Annotated in this window: 17 protein-coding genes; 6 read left to right on the top strand and 11 right to left on the bottom strand. The window is 69.0% G+C overall.

Translation table 11 applies throughout. The features are described from left to right. The first annotated feature begins 63 nt into the window (after positions 1-63). Positions 64-1,620: a glycoside hydrolase family 10 protein gene (locus ACYVAG_RS08930; protein ID WP_460768946.1), complete on the top strand. Its 1,557-nt coding sequence runs from the start codon at positions 64-66 to the stop codon at positions 1,618-1,620. 28 nt (positions 1,621-1,648) lie between these two features. Here ACYVAG_RS08930 and ACYVAG_RS08935 read toward each other — a convergent pair whose 3' ends face one another. Further along, the gene (locus ACYVAG_RS08935; RefSeq protein ID WP_460768948.1) at positions 1,649-2,449 is read right to left on the bottom strand and encodes an alpha/beta hydrolase; all 801 of its coding nucleotides are present in this window, start codon (positions 2,447-2,449) and stop codon (positions 1,649-1,651) included. Positions 2,450-2,480: 31 nt separating this feature from the next. Beyond that, complete coding sequence (locus ACYVAG_RS08940) at positions 2,481-3,746, bottom strand: MFS transporter (RefSeq protein ID WP_460768950.1); 1,266 nt, start codon at positions 3,744-3,746, stop codon at positions 2,481-2,483. Positions 3,747-3,782: 36 nt separating this feature from the next. Here ACYVAG_RS08940 and ACYVAG_RS08945 point away from each other — a divergent pair, with 36 nt between their 5' ends. Continuing rightward, the gene (locus ACYVAG_RS08945; protein ID WP_460768952.1) at positions 3,783-4,310 is read left to right on the top strand and encodes a YbaK/EbsC family protein; all 528 of its coding nucleotides are present in this window, start codon (positions 3,783-3,785) and stop codon (positions 4,308-4,310) included. 178 nt (positions 4,311-4,488) lie between these two features. On the opposite strand, the gene ACYVAG_RS08950 is transcribed toward ACYVAG_RS08945, so the two are convergent. Then, positions 4,489-5,349 (bottom strand): DUF559 domain-containing protein, encoded by an 861-nt coding sequence (locus ACYVAG_RS08950; protein ID WP_460768954.1) that lies wholly within the window; start codon positions 5,347-5,349, stop codon positions 4,489-4,491. A gap of 317 nt (positions 5,350-5,666) precedes the next feature. On the opposite strand from ACYVAG_RS08950, the gene ACYVAG_RS08955 reads away from it, so the two are divergent. Then, positions 5,667-7,046, top strand: coding sequence for an MFS transporter (locus ACYVAG_RS08955; protein ID WP_460768955.1), 1,380 nt, complete (start codon positions 5,667-5,669; stop codon positions 7,044-7,046). Positions 7,047-7,257: 211 nt separating this feature from the next. Here ACYVAG_RS08955 and ACYVAG_RS08960 read toward each other — a convergent pair whose 3' ends face one another. The 4 genes from ACYVAG_RS08960 to ACYVAG_RS08975 form a co-directional block, all read right to left on the bottom strand. Next, entirely contained in the window at positions 7,258-9,675 is a 2,418-nt protein-coding gene (locus ACYVAG_RS08960; RefSeq protein WP_460768957.1) for a bifunctional salicylyl-CoA 5-hydroxylase/oxidoreductase, read from the bottom strand. A gap of 4 nt (positions 9,676-9,679) precedes the next feature. Then, entirely contained in the window at positions 9,680-11,371 is a 1,692-nt protein-coding gene (locus ACYVAG_RS08965; RefSeq protein ID WP_460768959.1) for an AMP-binding protein, read from the bottom strand. Positions 11,372-11,517: 146 nt separating this feature from the next. Continuing rightward, on the bottom strand, positions 11,518-12,546 hold the full coding sequence (locus ACYVAG_RS08970) for an acyl-CoA thioesterase (RefSeq protein ID WP_460768961.1): 1,029 nt from the start codon (positions 12,544-12,546) through the stop codon (positions 11,518-11,520). A gap of 11 nt (positions 12,547-12,557) precedes the next feature. Next, positions 12,558-13,388: a fumarylacetoacetate hydrolase family protein gene (locus tag ACYVAG_RS08975; protein WP_460768962.1), complete on the bottom strand. Its 831-nt coding sequence runs from the start codon at positions 13,386-13,388 to the stop codon at positions 12,558-12,560. A 134-nt stretch (positions 13,389-13,522) separates the two neighbouring features. Between ACYVAG_RS08975 and ACYVAG_RS08980 the strand changes: the two genes are divergently transcribed. Beyond that, positions 13,523-13,954 (top strand): acyl-CoA thioesterase, encoded by a 432-nt coding sequence (locus ACYVAG_RS08980; RefSeq protein ID WP_460768964.1) that lies wholly within the window; start codon positions 13,523-13,525, stop codon positions 13,952-13,954. A 66-nt stretch (positions 13,955-14,020) separates the two neighbouring features. Here the strand turns inward: ACYVAG_RS08980 and ACYVAG_RS08985 are convergent, their stop codons facing one another. The 3 genes from ACYVAG_RS08985 to ACYVAG_RS08995 all read right to left on the bottom strand — a co-directional run bounded on the left by ACYVAG_RS08985 (position 14,021) and on the right by ACYVAG_RS08995 (position 18,417). Continuing rightward, positions 14,021-15,682, bottom strand: coding sequence for an indolepyruvate oxidoreductase subunit beta family protein (locus ACYVAG_RS08985; protein WP_460768966.1), 1,662 nt, complete (start codon positions 15,680-15,682; stop codon positions 14,021-14,023). After that, complete coding sequence (locus tag ACYVAG_RS08990) at positions 15,679-17,844, bottom strand: thiamine pyrophosphate-dependent enzyme (protein ID WP_460768968.1); 2,166 nt, start codon at positions 17,842-17,844, stop codon at positions 15,679-15,681. Before ACYVAG_RS08990 ends, ACYVAG_RS08985 begins: the two co-directional genes overlap by 4 nt. A 159-nt stretch (positions 17,845-18,003) precedes the next feature. Continuing rightward, on the bottom strand, positions 18,004-18,417 hold the full coding sequence (locus ACYVAG_RS08995; protein ID WP_460768970.1) for a RidA family protein: 414 nt from the start codon (positions 18,415-18,417) through the stop codon (positions 18,004-18,006). A 131-nt stretch (positions 18,418-18,548) separates the two neighbouring features. Between ACYVAG_RS08995 and ACYVAG_RS09000 the strand changes: the two genes are divergently transcribed. Then, positions 18,549-18,980, top strand: coding sequence for a cupin domain-containing protein (locus ACYVAG_RS09000; RefSeq protein WP_460768972.1), 432 nt, complete (start codon positions 18,549-18,551; stop codon positions 18,978-18,980). A 182-nt stretch (positions 18,981-19,162) separates the two neighbouring features. Next, entirely contained in the window at positions 19,163-19,342 is a 180-nt protein-coding gene (locus tag ACYVAG_RS09005; RefSeq protein WP_460768974.1) for a hypothetical protein, read from the top strand. A gap of 422 nt (positions 19,343-19,764) precedes the next feature. Here the strand turns inward: ACYVAG_RS09005 and ACYVAG_RS09010 are convergent, their stop codons facing one another. Next, entirely contained in the window at positions 19,765-20,610 is an 846-nt protein-coding gene (locus tag ACYVAG_RS09010) for a PaaX family transcriptional regulator (protein ID WP_460768976.1), read from the bottom strand. Positions 20,611-20,627: the final 17 nt, after the last annotated feature.

Genomic DNA, 20,627 nt, shown 5'->3' on the forward strand with positions numbered 1-20,627 from the left:
GCGAGCTCCACCACGCTGGCTGAGCGAGCGAAGCGAGTCGAAGCCACTCGAAGGAGATCAATGATGAACCTCACTCGCCGCACCGCACTCCAGGGCGTCCTCGGCGTCGGCGCCGCCTCGCTCGTGTCGTGGTCGGTGCCTGCGCACGCCGCGGGCCCCGGCTCGTTCGACCTTCCGGCGCCGGGCTCCTGCCCCGTCGACCCGCACGTCCAGAAGCACGACTTCCGCGCGATGTGGCTGTCGTCGGTCGTCAACATCGACTGGCCGTCGAAAGCCGGGCTGTCGGCCGACGCCCAGAAGGCCGAGCTCGCCGGCTGGTTCGATCTCGCCCAACGCCACAACCACAATGCGATCCTGATCCAGATCCGCCCGACCGCCGACGCCTTCTGGCCCGGCGCGAAGGAGCCCTGGTCGGCGTATCTCACCGGCACGCAGGGCAAGGACCCCGGCTATGACCCCTTGGCGTACGCGATCGCGGAGGGCCGGCGCCGCAACATCCAGGTGCACGGGTGGTTCAACCCCTACCGCGTCGCGATGTCGGAAACCCCTGTGCTGGCAGCGAATCACCCGGCCAGGCTCCACCCCGACTGGGTGCTTCCCTATGGGGGCAAGCTCTACTACAACCCGGGGCTGCCCGAGGTGCGCGCCCACGTCGTCGACGCGATCATGGACGCGGTCCGCCGCTATGACCTCGACGGCGTCCACTTCGACGACTACTTCTATCCCTATCCCGTTGCGGGCAAGGTGTTCGACGACGCGGCGGCGTACGCGCGGTTCGGCGGTGGGAAGTCGCTCCCCGACTGGCGCCGACACAACGTGACGACCTTCATGACCGAGATGCGCGCCGCCATCAAGGCGATCAAGCCGTGGGTGCAGTTCGGCGTCTCGCCGTTCGCGATCTGGCGCAACCGCGCCACCGACCCGTCCGGATCCGACACGAGGGCGGGCGTGCAGACGTTCGACGACCTGTACGCGGACACCCGCCTGTGGGTGAAACAGGGCATCGTCGACTACGTGACGCCGCAGGTCTATTGGTCGCGGGGATTCGCGGCGGCCGACTACGAGAAGGTCGTCTCGTGGTGGACCGAGCAGGTGCGCGGGACGAACTGCAACCTCTATGTGGGCGAGGCCGCGTACAAGGTGAACGCAAACGCCGACCCGAACTGGGCGAAGCCGGGCGAACTGTCGTCCCACCTCGCCTATGACGCGGCGTTCCCCGAGGTGCAGGGCCACATCCATTTCTCGGCGAAATCCGTGCGTGACAACGTTTTGGGGGCCCTGACGCTCGTGCGCGACGAATGGTATTCGAAGCCGGCGCTCATTCCCCGCTACCCCTGGCTGGACTCCACGGCCCCCGCGCCGGTGACGCGCCTGCGGCGTGACAACCGGGTGCTGACGTGGACTGGCGTGGCCGACGACGTCGCGAGCATTGCCGTGTATCGCGTTCCCACCAACAAGATCGACCCCTGCGACGTGGCGGATGCGCGCCACCTGGTGGCCACGCTGCCGCCGACGACGACGTGGACCGACCCGGTGGGCAAGGGGCGCGGGCCGGTGACCTATGTCGTGACCACCGTCGACCGGCTGGGGAACGAGTCGCGAGCGGTGACGGTGCGCTGATCCTGTTCGCTCGGTGACGACGGGGCGTTCAGACTTCTGCGGTGACCTCGTGCACCAGCCGCGCGAGTTCGTCGCAGATCGTGAAGTGGTTGTGGCCCGGAAGCGGGCGGGGTTCGGTGGCGACACCGGGCCACGCCTGCGTCAGGGCCGCCGACTGCGCCTGGAACGCCGCCGGTTCGAGCTCGCCGACGGCGACGAGGAACGGGGCCCGGGTGGTCGGGGTCAGTCGTGCGGGGCTGAGCGTGGCGACCTCGGGCCCAGTCAGGCGTACGTCGTTCTGCACCGAGGTCTCGAGCAGGGGCGCGAGTTCATAGAGACCCGACATCCCCACGCCGGCAAGGATCTGGGGCTGCACGCCCAGGGGCGACCAGTCGGTGGCGTGCATCATCGCGGCGAGGTGGCCGCCGGCGGAGTGACCGGTGATCACGAGCGGCTGGTCATAGCTGCGGGCGAGGGTGGCCGTGGCCAGGCGTACCTGGTCGACGATGTGGGTCAGCGTGACCGCCGGGGCGAGGGCATAGTCGATGACCGCCACCCGCCAGCGATCCTTCAGCAGCTCGGGCGCGACATAGGAGAAGTCGCGGCGGCCGAGCTCGGACCAATAGCCGCCGTGGATGAACACCACGGTGCCGCGGGAATTGCGCGGCTCGAACAGGTCGATGACCTCGCTGGGATCGTGCCCGTACGCCAGGGTGCGCGGCTCGTGACGCGTGCGTGCGTGCTGGCTGTTGCGTACCCACTGGTCATAGAACCCTTCCCAGCCGACGACGGAGCGGGACGGGAGATAGTGCTCGTCGCCTCCGGCGAGGGACGGCTGCGCAGCGGTCATGGGCGGGATTCTGCCACGGGCGTGTCGGTGGTCAGTGGAGGCTGCGATAGCGCCAGAAGACGGGCACGAGGGCGACGGCGATGACGGTGCCGACCACGACGAGTGCGCCGCCGGCGGCGCTGGTCGCCACCGGGCCGAAGGCGTCGGCCGCGGCGCCGTGGGCCACGTCGGCGATGCGCGGCCCGCCCGCGACGACGACGATGAAGACGCCCTGCAGGCGGCCGCGTACGGCATCGGTGGCGGCGGTCTGGAGCATCGTGGTGCGGAACGCGGCCGAGGCGGTGTCGGCGGCACCGCCGACGGCCAGGAAGAACAGGGCGAGGGCGAGCCAGGGCCACGGGCGGCCATACGCCGGCCAGCACGCGAGGCCGAAGCCGAGCATGGCGAGGCCCCAGACGATGATCGAGACCGTGACCGCGGCGCCCTGGCGCTCGACGCGCGAGACCCAGCCGGACAGGATGCCGCCGGCGACCGCACCGGCGGGGATGGCGGCGAACAGGAGCGCGAAGGCGAGGCCGCCGCCGACGGGACCGCCGAAGACCTCGTGGGCGATCTCGGGGAAGAGGGCGCGGGGCATGCCGAACACCATGGCGATGAGGTCGACCACGAAGCTCATCATGAGCACGGGATGTCCACCGAGGTAGGCGATTCCGTCGATCACCGAGCGCAGACCCGGCTTGGCGAGCTCGCCGTGGGGCTTGAGCGGCGGCAGCTTGATGACGGCCCACAGCGTGGCGAGGAGGAAGACGGAGTCGACGAGATAGAGCGGCCCATAGCCCAGGACGGGGATGAGCGCGCCACCGACCATCGGGCCGGCGATGCCGCCTGCCATCATCACCGTGGTGGACAGGGCGTTGGCGGCGGGGAGCAGGTGCATCGGGAGGATGCTGGGCAGGAGGGCGGAGCGGGCGGGCTGGTTCATGCCGAAGAACGCCTGCTGCAGGGCGAACAGGCCGAGGATGACCCACACGTTCGTGCCGCCGAGCAGGGAGTTCACGGCGAACAGGGCGCTGGTGACGACGAGGCCGACGGTGGTGACCATCAGCAGGCGGCGGCGGTCGAAGGCGTCGGCGAGGGCGCCGCCCCAGAGGCCGAACACGACGAGGGGGACGAGGCCGAACAGTCCGGTCAGGCCCACGTAGGCGCTCGATCGCGTGATCTCATAGATCTGGGCCGGCACGGCGACGACGGTGAGCTGGGCGCCGATGACGGTGATGATGTTGGCATAGAACAGCCGCGAGAAGTGGGCGTTGGCCAGGGGTCGGGTGTCGGCAAGGAGGGCTCGGACTCTGGACACCCATGGACCCTAGCCGGTCTTCGTTAGGGTTTCCGCATGGATCAACTGCCGGGAAACCTGGACTGGAAGCCGCTCGGGGAGCGGCTGGATCTGGTGGCTGCGCCCGTGGCCGCTGCGTGTGACGGGTTGAACGCGTATGTCTGTGAGATCGACGCGTCGCTGGCCGACACGGCGGCGTTCTGTTCTGCCTATGAGGTGGAGCCCGAGGAGTCGGCGAACTGCGTCGTGGTGGAGGGCCGCCGCGGGGACGTGTCCCGGCTGGCCGCGGTCATGGTGTTGGCGACCGACCGGGCTGATGTGAACAAGACGGTGAAGAAGCACCTCGACGTGCGGAAGATCAGCTTCGCGCCGATGGACACGGCTGTGGGGCTGACCGGCATGGAACACGGCGGCATCACGCCGGTGGGCCTCCCGGAGGACTGGCCGGTGCTGGTGGACGCGAAGGTGGCGGCGGCGGGCTGGGTCGTGATCGGCGGCGGGGTGAGGCGTTCGAAGATCGCTGTGCGCGGGGCGGAGCTGGCGGGACTGCCTGGGGCTGAGGTGTTGGAGCTGGCACAGGGGTAGGGGGTTGACCCCTCGACGTCGCCCTGGCCTCGGGTCCCCCTCGACGCAACTCGTGCCTCGGGTCCCCCTCGGCGCAACTCGTGCCTCGGGTCCCCCTCGACGCAACTCGTGCACACGGGTGCTCAAGTTGGGTTCGTGACACGGCGTGTCGACGCAACTCGTGCACACGACACATCCGTCACGAGGCCGGTACGCCGAACTCGGCGCGCCACCGCAGGTCGAAGCAGGGGTCCTCGCACCGGCGCCCCAGGTCCTTCAGCGCCTGATGCACTTCGCGGACGAGGGTGATGGGCCGGGCCAGCCTCTCTGACGTGACGACGATGATGCGCCAACCGAGGCGCTCCAGGTCTTCGCGACGCCGGATGTCGCGGTTCCACTGCTCCGAGTCCTCGGCGTGATGGCGCCCGTCATATTCCACGGCGAGTTTGAGGTCGGCGTACGCGTGGTCGAGTCGCGCCACGAGACGCCCCTTCTCGTCGAACACCTCCACCTGGATGTCAGGCTCGGGAAGGCCGGCCAGTGTCAACGTCAGGCGGAGCCGAGTCTCGCGTACGCTTTCGGGCCCGCGCCGCAGGTGTTCGCGTACGGCCTTCGTCGCCACGGTATGGATCTGTTCGAAGGTGGTGAGCTTGAGCTGGACGAGGTGCTCCCCCAGCTGGACGGCCTCGAGCAGGCTCAGCCGGTCGCACGCCACTGCGTACGCCTCCGCGATCCCGGCGATGCCACCGGGTGACGAGAGCGTGCGTACGCGCTGGACGAGGAGGCCGTCGCGGCGAATGGGTGGGCGCGCACAGGTGACGAAGTGGAGCGGGAAGTCGCGCCCGAATCTCGCGCCGGCGAGCCGCAGGGCGGTCATGCCGGTGACGCGCGCGTCTTCCGGGAGGACGAGGCGCGCGCCGCGGACCCAGGTCTCGAGCGATTCGGGCTCGCTGCTGGCGATGTAGACACCGTGGAGCAGGCGACGGAAAGGGGACGAACGCAGTTGGTCCTGGGTGATGCCGGACTCGATGGCGGTTCGGCGAAGGAAGGGATCGGTCATGTCCGCACCATGGCGGCGGATGACCGGAACGGTTCACCGCGCGGGTCCATCTGTGGATGAAGCTTGTGGTGTGTGCGCAGGTTGTGGATAACGTCACAGGGACTCCAGGAGGTATTGGCGCTCCGTGTGCATGGGTGGCGTCGACACGCCGGGCCAGAAACCCAACTCGTGCAGCGGCGTGCGCAAGTTGGGCGCCGTGGGGCGCACCACGGATTGACTGGGCCAAGCGATCCACACATAGCGATCTATTGACGCCCGTCATTGTTGCGAAATACGGTTGCGGTGCTGTGACGCTCGTCACCCGAAAGGAACACCTCATGTCCGCACCCGCGGCGTCGACGACGGAGTCGACCGAATGGCACGTCCCCCCGCGCACCACCGCCCTGGTCCTCTTCTGCTGCTGGCTGGCCATCCTCGCCGAGGGTTATGACGTCGGCGTTCTCGGCGCGGTGTTGCCGGCGCTCGCCGAATATCGGCAGTGGAACCTTTCGCCGCTGCAGCTCGGAGGCCTCGGCTCCTATGCCCTGATCGGCATGATGATCGGCGCCATGACCATCGGCACGTTGTCCGACATCATCGGGCGCAAGAAGATGCTGCTGCTGTCGCTGGTCATCTTCACGCTGACCCAACTGGGCGCCGCCCTCGCCCCCACCCCGGAGATCTTCGGCCTGTTCCGGCTGCTCGGCGGGCTCGGCATGGGCGGCATCATCCCGGTCGCCGCGGCGCTCACCATCGAATATTCCGCGCCGGCCAAGCGATCCATGAACTACGCGATCATGTATTCAGGCTATTCGCTCGGCATCGTCGTCGCGGCCCTGGCCGCGTACTTCTCGCTCAAAGATCTGGGCTGGCGCTGGGTCGTGGGCTTCGGCGCCATCCCCATCGTGCTCCTGCCGATCCTCGCCGTGATGGTGCCGGAATCTCTGGAATACCTGGTCCACAAGGGAAAGACCGAGGAGGCCAAGCATTGGGCGGCCAAAATGGGCATCACGCCCTTCCGGGAGTCCGACTGGTCGACAGCACGCGAGGCCAACACCGCGGCCCCGAGCAACAACGCCAAGGGCGTGCTCGCCACGATCTTCTCCCCGCGCCTCGCGCTCGGCACCGTGGGCTTCTGGATCTCCTTGTTCTGCGGCCTGCTGCTCGTCTATGGGCTGAACACGTGGCTGCCGTCGATCATGAAGAAGGCCGGCTATGCGCTCGGCTCGTCGCTGATGTTCCTCATGGTGTTCTCGCTCGCCTCGGCCATCGGCGGCCTGGTGCTCGGCTACATGGCCGACCGGTGGGGCAAGAAGCCCGTGCTCGTCGCCTTCTATTTCATCGGTGCCGTCGGCATTCTCCTGCTGATGTTCAAGAACTCGCTGTTCGTGAACTATTGCTTCGTCGCGCTTGCCGGCGTCGGATCGATCTCGACGTCACTGGTGCTGACCGGATGGGTCGCCGAGTACTACCCGAAGTACGCACGAGCCGCCGCCACCGGCTGGGCACTGTCCTTCGCGCGCATCGGCGCCATCTCAGGCCCGATCATCGGCGGTTGGATCGCCGGCGCCAAGCTCGGTTTCCAGTGGAACTTCATCATCTTCGCGATCATCGGCGCGATCGCCTCGGTGGCCGTGCTGATGATCCCGTCCAAGCCTCCAGAGGTCGTCCTCCCCACCGACGATGACCTGGTGGACGAGGAACGCGTACAGGTCTGAGACCCCAACCCAGGGGCCGCCCCATTGCCGGGGCGGCCCCTGTTGCGTACGCAGGTCGTCGCGTGTGCGCGGGTTGGGACGACACGCCGGGGCGCCAACCCAACTCGTGCAGCGGTGTGCACAAGTTGCGCCCGGGCGGAGCCCCGGGGTGGGGGGTGCGTCCGGGGCGGAGCCCCGGGTGGGGGTGCGTCCGGGCCGGAGCCCCGGGGTCCTACACGTGGGCCGGGGGTGCGTACGCCTCGCCCGAGGCGGCGTCGACCGTGCGGCCGCCGATCCAGCGCATGTGGGTCGGGAGCTCGTCGGTCTCCTTCTCCTGGATCAGCGCCAGACGCGGGCGGACCGCGTCGGTGCGCGACGTCGGGGGCTTGCGGCGGCCGGCACGGTATTGGTCCGGCCATTCCGCGCCCGGGCCCTGATAGTCCTGCTCCGCGGCGGCATGGAGCGTCCACTGCGGGTCATAGAGGTGCGTACGCCCCAGCGCGCAGAGGTCGGCGCGGCCTGCGAGCAGGATCGAGTTCACGTCGTCATACGACGAGATCGCGCCCACCGCGATGACCGCGGCGCCCGCGGGAGCCGCCACCTCGTTGCGGATCCGGTCGGCGAACGGCGTCTGGTACGACCGCCCGTACGCCGGCTGCTCGATCTTCGCGACCTGGCCCGACGACACGTCGATGCCGGCGGCACCGTGCTCCACGAACGCCTTCGCCATCATCACCGCGTCCTCGACGGTGTTGCCGTCGGGAATCCAGTCCGTCGCAGAGATGCGTACGGTCAGGGGCTTGTCGGCCGGCCAGGCCGCGCGCACCGCATCGAACACCTCCAGCGGATAGCGCAACCGGTTCTCGGCCGAGCCGCCGTACTCGTCGCTGCGGTGGTTCGCGATCGGTGACAGGAAGCTCGACAGCAGATAGCCATGGGCGCAGTGCAGTTCCAGGACGTCGAAGCCCGCCTCCGCGGCACGCTGTGCCGCCGCAACGAACTCGCCCTTGACCCAGTCCATGTCGTCACGGGTCATCTCGCGCGGCACGTTCCCTCCATCGCCGTAGGCCACCGCCGACGGGCCGATGACGTCCCAGCCACCCTCGGCCAGCGGGTCGTCGATCCCCTCCCACATGAGCTTCGTGGACCCCTTGCGGCCCGAGTGGCCGATCTGGCAGCCGATCTTCGCGCTCGAGTTCGCGTGGACGAAGTCGACGATCCGCCGCCATGAAGCGGTCTGCTCGTCGTTCCACAGCCCGGTGCAGCCCGGGGTGATGCGGCCTTTCGGGGAGACGCAGACCATCTCGGTCATCACCAGCCCCGCCCCGCCCTGGGCCTTCGACCCGAGGTGGACGAGGTGGAAGTCGCCGGGGACGCCGTCGACGGCCGAATACATGTCCATGGGAGACACGATGATGCGGTTGCTCAGCTCGAGCGACCCGAGCCGGAACGGCTGGAACATCGCGGGCACGGCCTGATCGCTCGATCCGTTGCGTCGCGCGAATCCCGCGACCGTACGCCGGGCGAACTCGGGGTCGCGCACCTGCAGGTTGTCGAGCGTGATGCGACGCGACCGCGTGAGCAGGTTGAACGCGAACTGCTCGGGATCCTGGTCGGCGTAGGTGTTGATGCCCTCGAACCACTCCATCGACGCCTGCGCCGCGCGCTGGGTCGACTCCACGACGGGGCGCCGCTCGGCCTCGTACGCGGCCAACGCCTCGGGGATGGATCCGTTCTCATACAGGCAGGCCGCCAGCGCGAGCGAGTCCTCCATCGCCAGCTTCGTGCCCGACCCGATGGAGAAGTGGGCCGTGTGAGCGGCGTCGCCCAACAGCACGACGTTCTCGTGTACCCACGTGTTGTTGCGCACCGTGTGGAAGTTCAGCCACTTCGAGTTGTTCGCCAGCACCCGGTGGCCGGCGAGCTCGTCGGCGAAGATCTCCTTGATCCGCTCGATCGCGAACTCGTCGGACACCCCCGGCGGGAACTCCTGGTCCTCGGTGCGGTCGAACCCCGCGCGGCGCCAGACGTCCTCGTGCATCTCGACGATGAACGTCGAACCCTCATCGGAATAGGGATAGCCGTGGATCTGCATCACGCCCCACTCGGTCTTCTTCACGAAGAACTTGAAGGCCTCGAAGACCTGGTCGGTGCCCAGCCACATGTATTTGCAGATGCGCCGGTCGAGCGAAGGCCCGAAGGTGTCCGCGTACCGGTCGCGGACGATCGACCGGAGACCGTCGGCGGCGAGCACGAGGTCGTGCGTACGCGACAGCTCGTCGACATCCGGGGCCATCGTGCGATACCGGACGTCGATGTCGAGGTCGGCGACCCGCTTCTGGAGCAGCTCCAGCAGTTCCTTGCGGCTCATCGCGGCGAATCCCTGCCCACCCACGGTGAACGTCTCCCCACCCACGTGGATGTCGATGTCGGTCCACCGCGCGAAACGGTTCGACATGGCGTGGGCGATGGCCTCGTCGGCGTTGCCGATGCCGCCCAGCGTCTCGTCGGAGAAGACCACGCCGAAGCCGAACGTGTCGTCGGGCGCGTTCCGTTCCCACACGGTGATCTCGTGGTCCGGGTCGAGCTGCTTCATGAGCGCCGCGAAGTACAGGCCGCCGGGGCCGCCTCCGATGATCGCGATCTTCATGGACTCACTTCTCCTTGGTGGGTTGGGAGGCGCCCGGTTGGGAGGCGTCGGGTCGGGAGGTCACGGTCTCGGCCCTGACCTGGTCGCGCAGCTTGAAGTGCTGCAGCTTGCCGCTGGGGTTGCGGGGCAGCGCCGGCACGAACCGGACGTCCCGCGGGTATTTGTAGGGGGCGATCCGCTGCTTCACGAAGTCCTGGATCTCCTTGCGCTTCGCGTCATCGCCGACGACACCGTCGGCCAGCACGATGAACGCGCACACGACAGCGCCACGATCAGGATCGGGCCGCCCCACCACCGCGGTCTCGCGGACGTCGGGGTGCTGATCGATGGCCGCCTCGACCTCCGGTCCGCCGATGTTGTAGCCCGACGAGACGATCATGTTGTCGCTGCGCGCGCTGTACCAGAAGTAGCCGTCCTCATCCATGCGGAACGTGTCGCCGGTGACGTTCCACCCGTCGACCACATAGTCGAGCTGGCGGTCGTCGGCGAGATAGCGGCAGCCGATGGGCCCGCGTACGGCCAGCCGGCCCAGCTCACCCACGGGTGCGTCTGACCCGTCCTTGGCGAGGATCTTCGCGCGGAATCCCGGCACCGGCCGCCCCGTCGCCCCCGGCCGGATGTCGTCATCGGCCGCGGAGATGAAGATGTGCAGCAGCTCGGTCGCGCCGATGCCGTCGATCAGCCTGAGACCCGTGCGGTCGAAGACCTCCTGCCACACATCCGCCGGCAGGTGTTCGCCCGCCGACACGGCCCGGCGTACGCCTGTCAGCAGGCTTTCGCTGTTGTTCTTGAGGATCTGGCGGTAGGCGGTGGGTGCGGTGAACAGGCACGTCACGCCGACGTCCTTCACCAGCTGGGCCAGCTGCAGGGGCGTCGCTCCCTCGGTGAGCAGCGACGCGGCGCCCACCCGCAGGGGGAACACCACGAGTGCGCCCAGCCCGAAGGTGAACGCGAAGGGGGCCGAGCAGGCGAAGATGTCATCCTTGGTCGGCCTGAGGACGTGCGCCGAGAAGGTGTCGGCGTTGGCCATGATGTCGCGGTGGAAGTGCATCGTGACCTTGGACACGCCCGTGGTGCCGGACGTCGGGCCGAAGAGCGCGACGTCGTCGGCCGCGGTCTCGACCGCCGTGAACTCGCCGCTCTTGGATTCGCACCGCTGCACGAGATCGCGGGCGTCGGAACCCCCGTGGGTCAACACGGTCACGTCGAAGTGGGACCCGATCACCGCGTCGCGGAGCTCGTCGACGAAGCGGTGGTCGGCGATCGCCACGGTCGGCCTCGTCACCCGCACGAGCGGTTCGACCTCGACGGCGCGGAGGGCGTGCATCGTCGTGACGACCACACCGCCCGCCTTCAGCACGCCGAGCCAGCACGCCACCTGCCACGGGTTGTTGGGAGACCGCAGCATCACGCGATTGCCCGGGACGAGCCCGCAGTCCTCGACGAGCACCTGGGCGACCTGGTTCGCCTTCCGCTGCAGGTCTCCGTAGGTCCACCGCACACCTTCGGGGGTGAGCAGCGCCAGCCGGTCGGGGCCGTGTTCGGCGACGGCCGCGTCGATCAGCGCCGACGCGGCATTCAGACGATCGGGATAGTCCAGTTCGGGCAACGTGAACTCGAGCTCGGGCCACCGGTCGGCGGGCGGCAGGTTGTCACGGGCGAAGGTGTCGACGTGGGCCGAGGGGCTCAGTGGCATGGGATCGTCCTTGATCTCGTGTGGTGGTGGGGCTTCGACTCGCTGGCGCTCGCTCAGCCAACGTGGGGCTGGCGCTCGCTCAGCCAACGTGGGGCTGGCGCTCGCTCAGCCAACGTGGGGCTGGCGCTCGCTCAGCCAACGTGGGGTCAGGGTGTGCGGATCATCGCCTCCTGCAGCACCGTCGCGATCAGGCGACCTTCTCGGTCGAAGAAGCGTCCGCTGCCGAGGCCGCGCTGCGCCTGTGCGGACACGGATTCCTGCGCATAGAACAGCCAGTCGTCCACGCGGGCGTCGCGGTGGAACCACATGGCGTGGTCGAGGCTCGCGGTGACCAGACCCTCGTCCTGCCACGCGTACCCCAACCGTCGCAGGGTGGGCTCGATGATCGTGTAATCACACACGTACGCGAGGGCGGCCCGCTGGAGGTCGGGTCCCGACAGGGGGCCGAGCGACTCGGGCAACGCCGAGAAGGCCTTCACCCACACGCCTTCGTGAGGCACGGGCTCGCCGTCGACCTCGAAATAGATCGCCCCGGGGACGTGGCGCATGTCGAAGGAGCGCCCACCCCGCCAGTACGCGGCCGCGTCGCCGTCGACGCCGTCCAGCACCTCGGCGCTGGAGGGCAGGGACTCGGGGTCGGGAACGCCGGAGGGGAGGGACTGGTGGTACTCCTCGACTCGCTGGCGCTCGCTCGGAGAACGTTCCGGAGAAGGGCCCTCGCTCGGAGAACGTTCCGGAGAAGGGCCCTCGCTCGGAGAACGTTCCGGAGAAGGGCCCTCGCTCGGAGAACGTTCCGGAGAAGGGCCCTCGCTCGGAGAACGTTCTGGATCGGCCGTCGTGAACGACGCCAGAGCCACGTAGACCACCTTGCCGTTCTGCAGGGCCCGCGCCTGGCGGGTCGCGTACCCACGGCCGTCACGCAGGATCTCGACCTCGTAGCGCACCTCCGCACCGATGTCGACGGGCCGCATGAAGTAGGAGTGCATCGAGTGCATGACCTTGTCGTCGGTGACCGACAGCATCGCGGCTGCGGCCGCCTGGGCGACCATGTCGCCCCCGTACGCCTTGGGCCAGGGGCAATACTGCGTCGAGGCCGTCCACGCTCGGTCGAAGAGCTCCGGCGCCGTCTCGGTCAGCATGAGTGCGGCGAGCATGGTCTCGGCGGTGGGCTGCACAGGAAATCCCTTCAGGCGAAGCGAATGCGGTTGACGAGTCGGCCGAGCCCGGTGACCTCGGTGACGACCTCGTCACCGTCGGACAGGAAACGTTGCGGCTCCATGCCGAGACCGACCCCGCCCGGCGTACCGGTCAGGACGAGGTCTCCGGCGCGGAGCGTCGTGAACGTGGACACGTAGGAGAGCAGGTCGGCCGCGTCGAAGATCAGCGTCCCGGGGTCGCCGTTCTGGACCTCCTCGCCGTTGATCTCGCAGCGGACGCGTACGCCGGCGGCCGGATCGAACGCGTCCGGGGTGACCACCCAAGGCCCCACCGGGGTGCAGCCGTCCCAGGCCTTGCCCTGGAACCACTGCAGGGTGCGCTTCTGCCAGTCGCGCATGGAGATGTCGTTGGCGACCGTCCAGCCGGCGATGGCGGCGGCGGCCTCGTCCCGACCGGCGCGGGTCAGCGTGGCACCCACCACCACCGCGAGTTCGGCCTCCCAGTCGACCATGGTCGAGTCGCGCACGACGATGTCCGCCCCGTCGGCCCTCAGCGAGTCGGCGAACTTCACGAACAACGTGGGGAAGTCAGGCTTCTCGCGGCCGACCTCCGCGATGTGGTCGCCATAGTTCAGTCCGCAACAGATCACCTTGGCCGGGGACGGGAGGGGGGTCTCGAACGCGATCGGCTCGACCACCTGACCCGACGCGGCGCCCGCCTCGATCAGCGCCTGACGATCGGGCCGCGCGAACAGCACGCTCAGGTCGGGGGCATCGATGGCACGCCAGGTGTCCCCCGCCGCGTCATCACTGACGGCCGCGGTGGTGGTCGTGGCGCTGCGAAGGGTGGCGAGGCGCATACGGTGGCTCCTGGACGACGCGAGACGGGTGTGTCGTTGTTGTTACGATCGTCACACATGCTGAACATAGCACTCGTACGCGGGGTTTGAACACCCCCGTGACGGCACGGATTCGACGCGGGAGAAGGAGTTCCATGAGCGTGGTGGACGAGATGATCGGCGCCCGGAGGACGCTGCGGCGCCACCTGACGTGGGCCGAGACCGACGCCGCCGGGCACAACCACTTCTCCGCGGCCGTCCGCTGGCTCGAGGAGGGCGAGCACGACCTCTGGCGCGACCTGGGACTGGTGCACGTCGTCCCTCGCGTGCCCCGGGTGCACATCGAGATCGACTTCTCCGACCGCATCTTCTTCGGCGACGCGATCAACGTCACGACGGGCATTCTCCGGGTCGGCGGAAGCTCGGCGACATTCGGCACGTCCGTCACCCACCCGGCCGGCCCCGAGGGCCCGGAACGCCTCGCGATCGAGTGCCGCCACGTGGTGGCGTACTGCCCCGACCCGAAGGGTCGCTCCGAGCGCTGGCCAGACGGGATCAGGGCGCTGCTGCTGGACCCATCGGCCTGAGGCTTCGACTCGCTGGCGCTCGCTCAGCCAACGTGACCGACTGAGGCTTCGACTCGCCGGCGCCCCCTACGCCAGCCCCTCGCGCTCCAGCGCCGCCTCCAGCGCTCCCCCGTCCTCCGCGACGAGGGCCGCGTCGCGGAGGCGCTTCAGGGTCGCAGCGGCGTCACCGCGGCCGACCAGGGCGTCCGCGGCGACCATCAGGGCGTCGAAGCTCTTCTCGCCCCGCGCCCAGGTCTCGCCATAGCCCTTGAGCACGCGGGCGCAGCAGACCACCTCGACCGCGAGGTCGTAGTCGCGCTGGGCGATCACGCCGACCCGGTCGAGCCACAGGTCGATCTTGCGCTGCTCGACCCCGAACCGCAGCGATCGCGGACGGATCGGCCGCAACCGCGCCAGCGTCGACATGGTCGTGTAGCCCAGGATGCCGGTGGTGTTCACCACGATCCCCTTGTGGGCCACGAGATGCACGAGCTTCGCGAAGGCCGCGCTCTCCCGCAGATAGGCCCCCAGACCCACGGGCAGGGTGTCGGTGATCTCCTCGAGCTGCGGGTGGAGATATTCCCGCACCTGCACCGGCTGCTCGTCCTCCGCCCTCGCCTCGTCGCGGATGCCCGCGATGCGCGCGCGCCTCGACTTCTGCAGCCCCACGTGGATCGTGTCCTGATAACACATCCACAGCGCGATCCAGCGCGCCGCCTCGGTCATCATCCGCGCTTCCCCGTCGGCCTCCTTCTCGAAGCCCAGCAGGCGCGCGACGCGGTTCAGATAGCGGTCCGCGTACGCGACGTCCTGATACATCGCCGTCCGCGCACAGCCGCGCAGGAGCATCAATCGGGACGCGGCCGGGAACGAGAGTCCGATGCGGTCGGCCTGGTGGGCCAACAGTGGGCCGACCAGCGACCGCGGATCACGGGAAGCCACCACGGACAGTTCGCGGTCGCGGTCGGCCTGGTCCTCCTCGGGCGTACGCGGGCGCCGGCCGATCTGCACCAGCACCGGCTCTCCCCCGGAGGCCGTGGCGGGCTTGGGATCGCGCGCCTCGCGGGCCACGTCGAAGCCCGCCGCAAACGCGCGCAGCGAGGGCTCGACGCCCTTGCCGGTCGCGCGGATCGTCTGCTCGAACTGCTCCCGTGTGAAGGGCAGCGCGCCCGACCCGGCCAGCGCGCCGAACAGCGACGCGGAGATCACCGAGCGCGCGTCGACCGCCAGCTTCATGAAATCACTGCTCACCAACACTTTCGCGGCGTTCTCGGCACCCGCCAGCAGCGCCGAGGAGTCGACGCGGCCGTCGCCCAGCCGAGACTTCTCGTCGATCGAATAGACGCGGTTGGTGGACGCGATGAGCGTGGTGCGGTCGGGCGTGACGAACCCGCGCTGCACCGCGCGACCCGCCTCCATCAGCTCCGAGGCGACGACCACGTCGACCTGGCCCGGCGTCGGCATCGTCGACATCACTGGCTCGGAACGGAACGAGCCGTCGGGGCGACCGGTCGGCGGATACATCTCGATGTAGTAGACGGTCGCCCCCGTCCGCTGGGCCACGCCCGCCACCGAGGTGTTCTGGGCGATCCAGCCCTGCTCGCGGCCGGTGTCGGCGATCCAGTTCGACAGCACGCCGCCGCCCTCGCCGCCCATCGCCAGCACGGCGATCGTGAGCGGCCGATCTCCCCGCCCCCAGGCGCTCGTCGCGCCCGGCGTCTTCGGGGCCTCGGTCTTCGTCGCGGTCATGCGTCCACCTCGATCCGCGCGGCACGCGCCTCGATCCCCTTGCTGAGCAGGCCGATCCAGGCCCTGCGTACCTTCCCGAGCGCGGCATCGACCCGGGTCGGGTTCTGCACCACGTCGGTGCGATAGAACGACGGGCAGAGCGCGGCCGCGTGGGCGTTCGCGCCGCAGACCCCGCACCCCACGCACGAGTCGATGACCGTCGCGACGGGATCCTGGCGCATGGGGTCGGGGTTGGGCGCGATCGTCAGCGACGGACAGCCCGAGATGCGGATGCACGCATGGTCACCCGTGCACGTCTCGGCGTCGACGCCGAAGCGCTGCCGCACCACGCGCTTCCCGTCGGCCAACTCCTGCTTCTCCTGCTTGGACACGCGTCGCTGGCGATTGAGTTGGCACTCGCTCTGGGCCACGACGACCTTGGGCCCCGGCTTGTCGGTCGTGAGTGCGTCGACGAAGACCTCCTTGAGCTCGCGCACCTTGAACGTGTTGGTCACGGTCTTCGCCCAGGTCACGCCGACCCCGCGTACGGCCCGCTCGATCGAGTGCTGCGTCGAGCGGATCGGGTTCTCCGCCTGGCTGGACAGGATGTCCTGGCCGCCGGTCGCGGCCGCGTACGCGTTGTCGACGACCACCAGCATCTGGTCGGACCGGTTGAAGACGGCGTTGCCGACGCCCGAGGTGAGCCCGTTGTGCCAGAAGCCGCCGTCGCCCATGATCGCGATCGACCGGCGCCCGCCGTCCTTCGAGTCGAAGGCCGCGCCGCCCGCCGATCCGAGTCCGTAGCCCATCGTCGTCGCGCCGAGGTTGAACGGAGCGCCCGAGCCGAACAGGTGGCAACCGATGTCGGCCGACACGTGATGCTTGCCGGTCTCCTTCTCCGCAAGCTTCAGCGCCGAGAAGATCGGCCGCTCGGGGCAGCCGGTGCACAGGCCAGGCGGGCGTGGCTGCACCGCGGCCGCATCGACGCGGCGCGCGAAGGGCGAGGCGGGGTCATCGGCGTCGAGCAGGAGGCTCGGCCGGTCGAGGACGAGCTGCGGCGCGTACCGGTCGAGGAACTTCGCCAGACCCCGCGTCATCAACGTGGGCGTGTATTCCCCCGCCTTGGCGAACATGTCCTTGCCGTGCAGCGGGGTGTCGACGCCGGCGCGGCGCAGAACGGTGGCGACGTTCTGCTCGAGATAGTCCGGCTGGCCCTCCTCGACCAGCAGGACCGCCTTCTTGCCGCGGCAGAACTCGACGACCTCGTCGTCGACGACGGGATAGGTCACGTTCATGACGTAGGTCGGCACGGTTGTGTCACCGAACGCATCGGAGGCGCCCAGGAGCTCGAGGCCGCGGTTCATGGTGTTGTAAAGCCCTCCCTGCACAAGGATTCCGACGTCGGCGGCGCCGTCGGCGAAGACCTCGTTCAGGCCGTGCTCCTTGATGTACGCGACCGCCGCCGGCCAGCGCTTCTCCACCTTCTCGATCTCGTGGGCGAACGACATCGGGGGCAGCACGATGCGCGAGCCGTCCTGCCGGGGGTTCGCCGCGGCCTCCTTCACCGTCATGAGGGGGCGGCGATTGTCCTTGGCGGTGAAGGATCCCGTGAGGTGGCACGAGCGCAGGCGCAACTCCAGCATCACCGGGGTGTTCGACACTTCCGACAGCGCGAAGCCATGCTCGACCGACGACACGATCGCGTCGATGTTGGGGCGCGGGTCGAGCAGCCACATCTGCGACTTCATGGCGAACGCGTGGCTGCGTTCCTGCATGATCGAGGATCCCTCGCCATAGTCCTCGCCCACGATGATCAGGGCGCCGCCCTTCACGCCGCCGGAGGCGAGGTTGGCGAGGGCGTCGGAGGCCACATTGGTGCCGACGGTGGACTTGAACGTGATCGCCCCGCGCAACGGATAGTGCACGCTGGCGGCCAGCATCGCCGCGGCGGTCGCCTCGGAGGCCGAGTTCTCGAAGTGGACGCCGAGCTCGGCGAGCAGGTCGTTGGCGTCACCGAAGACGTCCATCAGGTGGGAGATGGGGGCGCCCTGATAGCCGCCCACATAGGCCACCCCCGACTGGAGCAGCGCCTTGGTGACGGCGAGGATGCCCTCACCCGCGAAGGTCTCCCCCGCACCCTTGCGCAGGTGCTTCACCTCGGCTGCGAATGACCGCTCGGCCATGATGGTCCTCTCCTCGGCAGCATTGCCGTTTGACGACGATCGTCACGAACACGTTCGACGCTACGCCTCGCGGCGCGCGACCGAAAGACCATCCTTCAGCCCGTGGGACGCCGGGGCTATCCGGAACGCGAACCGCGCGTACGCGGGGTTGCGTACGACTCAGCCCTGGCGCGCCGCGCCCGAGCCGATGACCGCGACGCCCTTGATCTCGATCATGGCCTCGGGCTGCCACAGGCGGGTGATGCCGATGCCGGCCATCGCCGGATAGTCGCGCCCGGCCATCTCGCGCCAGATCCGGCCGATCTCGCGGCCGTGGGCCAGGTAGTCGTCGACGTCGGTGAGATAGATCGTCACCTCCACGAGGTCTTCCGGGCGGCCGCCGGCGGCCTCGAGCGTGGCCAGGACGTTGGAGAAGGCCTGCGTGAACTGCTCGACGATGCCGCCCGGGACGATGTTCATGTCCTTGTCGAGCGCGGTCTGGCCGCCGAGCCAGATGGTGTCGCCGACCTTCGTGCCGTGGGCATAGCCGGACGGCTTCGGCAGGCTCTCCGGATTGATGGTCTCCTTGCGCATGGCATGGCCTCCAGGGGTCTTCTCAGCGGGGTTGCACCGTGTTATGTTGACGCTACATGACGGTCGCAAAATAAGCGATACATGATCACCGGGCGCAACGCGGCGCCGACGGACGACATCCAGGAGACATCATGAGCCCCGCCATCACTCCGAACGCCGACCACCTCAACGAGCTCCCGCCGCTCGCGTCGCGCTATGTCGACGTCGAGTCGCTGCCGTGGGAGCCGACCGCCTCCGAGGGCATCGAGATGAAGGTGCTCCTGTCCGAGCCCGAGACCGGCCTGCTCACGGCGCTGTTCCGCTGGCAGCCGGGCGCGACGCTCTACAAGCACGAGCACGTGGAGATCGAGCAGACCTTCGTGCTCGAAGGTTCGATCGTCGACGCTGAAGGCGTGGCGACGAAGGGCAACTTCTCGTGGCGCCCCAAGGGCAACCAGCACAGTGCCCACTCGCCCGACGGCGCGCTCGTGTTCTGCTGCTTCCTGAAGCCCAACCGGTTCCTCGAGGGGCCGGCCGCGGGCAAGGACCTGATGCCGACGAGCAAGGACCAGATCGGGGGCTGAGGTCACCCCCTGCGTACGGGAGGTGTGGACGATTCATCGCCGTGACGGGGTTCGGGGTCGATCAGCAGTTCGGGCCCCAAGATCGGGATGGATTGTCCACAGGCGCGTGGCACCCCGCACCACTGTCCACAGGTGGCGGTTCCTGGTGAACCGTTCTCGCGATTGGCAGCCATGGTGCGGCCATGGACATCGATGACATCCTCGCGCGGTGCGCGGCGCTCCGCGTGCCCCGATCCTCACCCCTCCGATCGCGCGTCAGTCGGCTCGTGGACCAGGGCGCGCTGACCCGCGTACTGCCCGGGACCTATCTGCGGACGTGCGACGCGTCCAGCCCCGAGGCGTTGGCCCGCGCACGCGTATGACTCCCGGGCTGTGCTCACCAGGGCAACCGCAGCGGCCCTCCACCTGGGTACGCCGGACTCTGGCGATCGCGCGCGCTCGCCGCGGGTGAGCATTGGTGGACGATTCAGCTTGATCGGCCGTTCGACACTCTTTCCGGCCGTGTGATCAACGAGCGAGATGAATCGTCCTTGGGGAGGGGACGAGCGCCGGTTCGTACGCGGGGCCGCGTACGGATGGGCCGGTACGCGGGGCCGCGTACGGATGGGCCGGTACGCGGGGCCGCGTACGGATGGGTGTGTAGGCGGCCCCGCGTACCTCGTGTCGCGTGTGCACGAGTTGGGTCCACACGCGGGTCCCGGCACCCAACTCGTGCAGCGGTGTGCACAAGTTGGGTCCCCGAGGAACGAGGGGCAGGGTTCCCGAGGAACGAGCGACCGCGGCCCTACACCTGCAGCTGCAGCACCGATTCCGCGTGGTCCGCCGCCAGCGGCGCCAGCCGCTTGTGCAGGCCGAAGAACAGGTCGGCGGCGTGCTGTCCCGGCCACGGGTCCGGGAGCACGTCCACCGGCAGGCCCGGGTCGAGATAGGGCAGTCGACGCCACTGCGTCACCAGCGGGATGTAGTCGCGGAACGCCTCCCGCGGCGTCGGCTCAGCCTCGGCCCAGCGCGCGGCGACGGGCTCGGTGCGGGCCAGGAAGTCGCCATAGAGCGCGCCCAACTCCTCGAGGTCCCACCACTGGTCGACCTTCGCCGCGATCTCGTCACCGAGGAAGTCGGCGGAGAAGAAGTCCACATAGTCGGCCAGCCCGGCCTCCGCCAGCTCGGCGCTGATCGACGCGTGCAGCCGCCCGGGCGCGATCCACAGCCCGGGCGTGACCGAGCCGAATCCGCGCCGCGTGAACAGCGACCTGATCTTGTGGCGCAGGTGGCGCTGCGACTCCGGAACCGTGAACGCCGCCAGCAGCCACGGGTCGTCGAGCGTCGCGCGATCGGCCGAGAAGATGCGGCTGTCGCCCTCGACGAACACGCGCTTGAGCGCATCGGAGAGCGCGTACGCCGCCACTCCCCCGACGCGCACGCTCTCGAGGGCGCCGCGCTTCTTGAGCCGCGAGACCGACGACCGCACGGCCGATCCCTCGGCCCCGAGGTCACCCAGCAGCGTGATGAGCTCCGCGACGGCGACGACGCCGCCGTGCTGGCGCGCGTACAGCCCGAAGATCGTCACGATCAGCTGCTGGTGGCGCGGCAGCGTCTCGGTGCGCTCGTCGATCGCGTGGGCGGTGGTCACGAGGGGACAGGTTAGCG

Source organism: Mariniluteicoccus flavus (genome assembly GCF_054776655.1).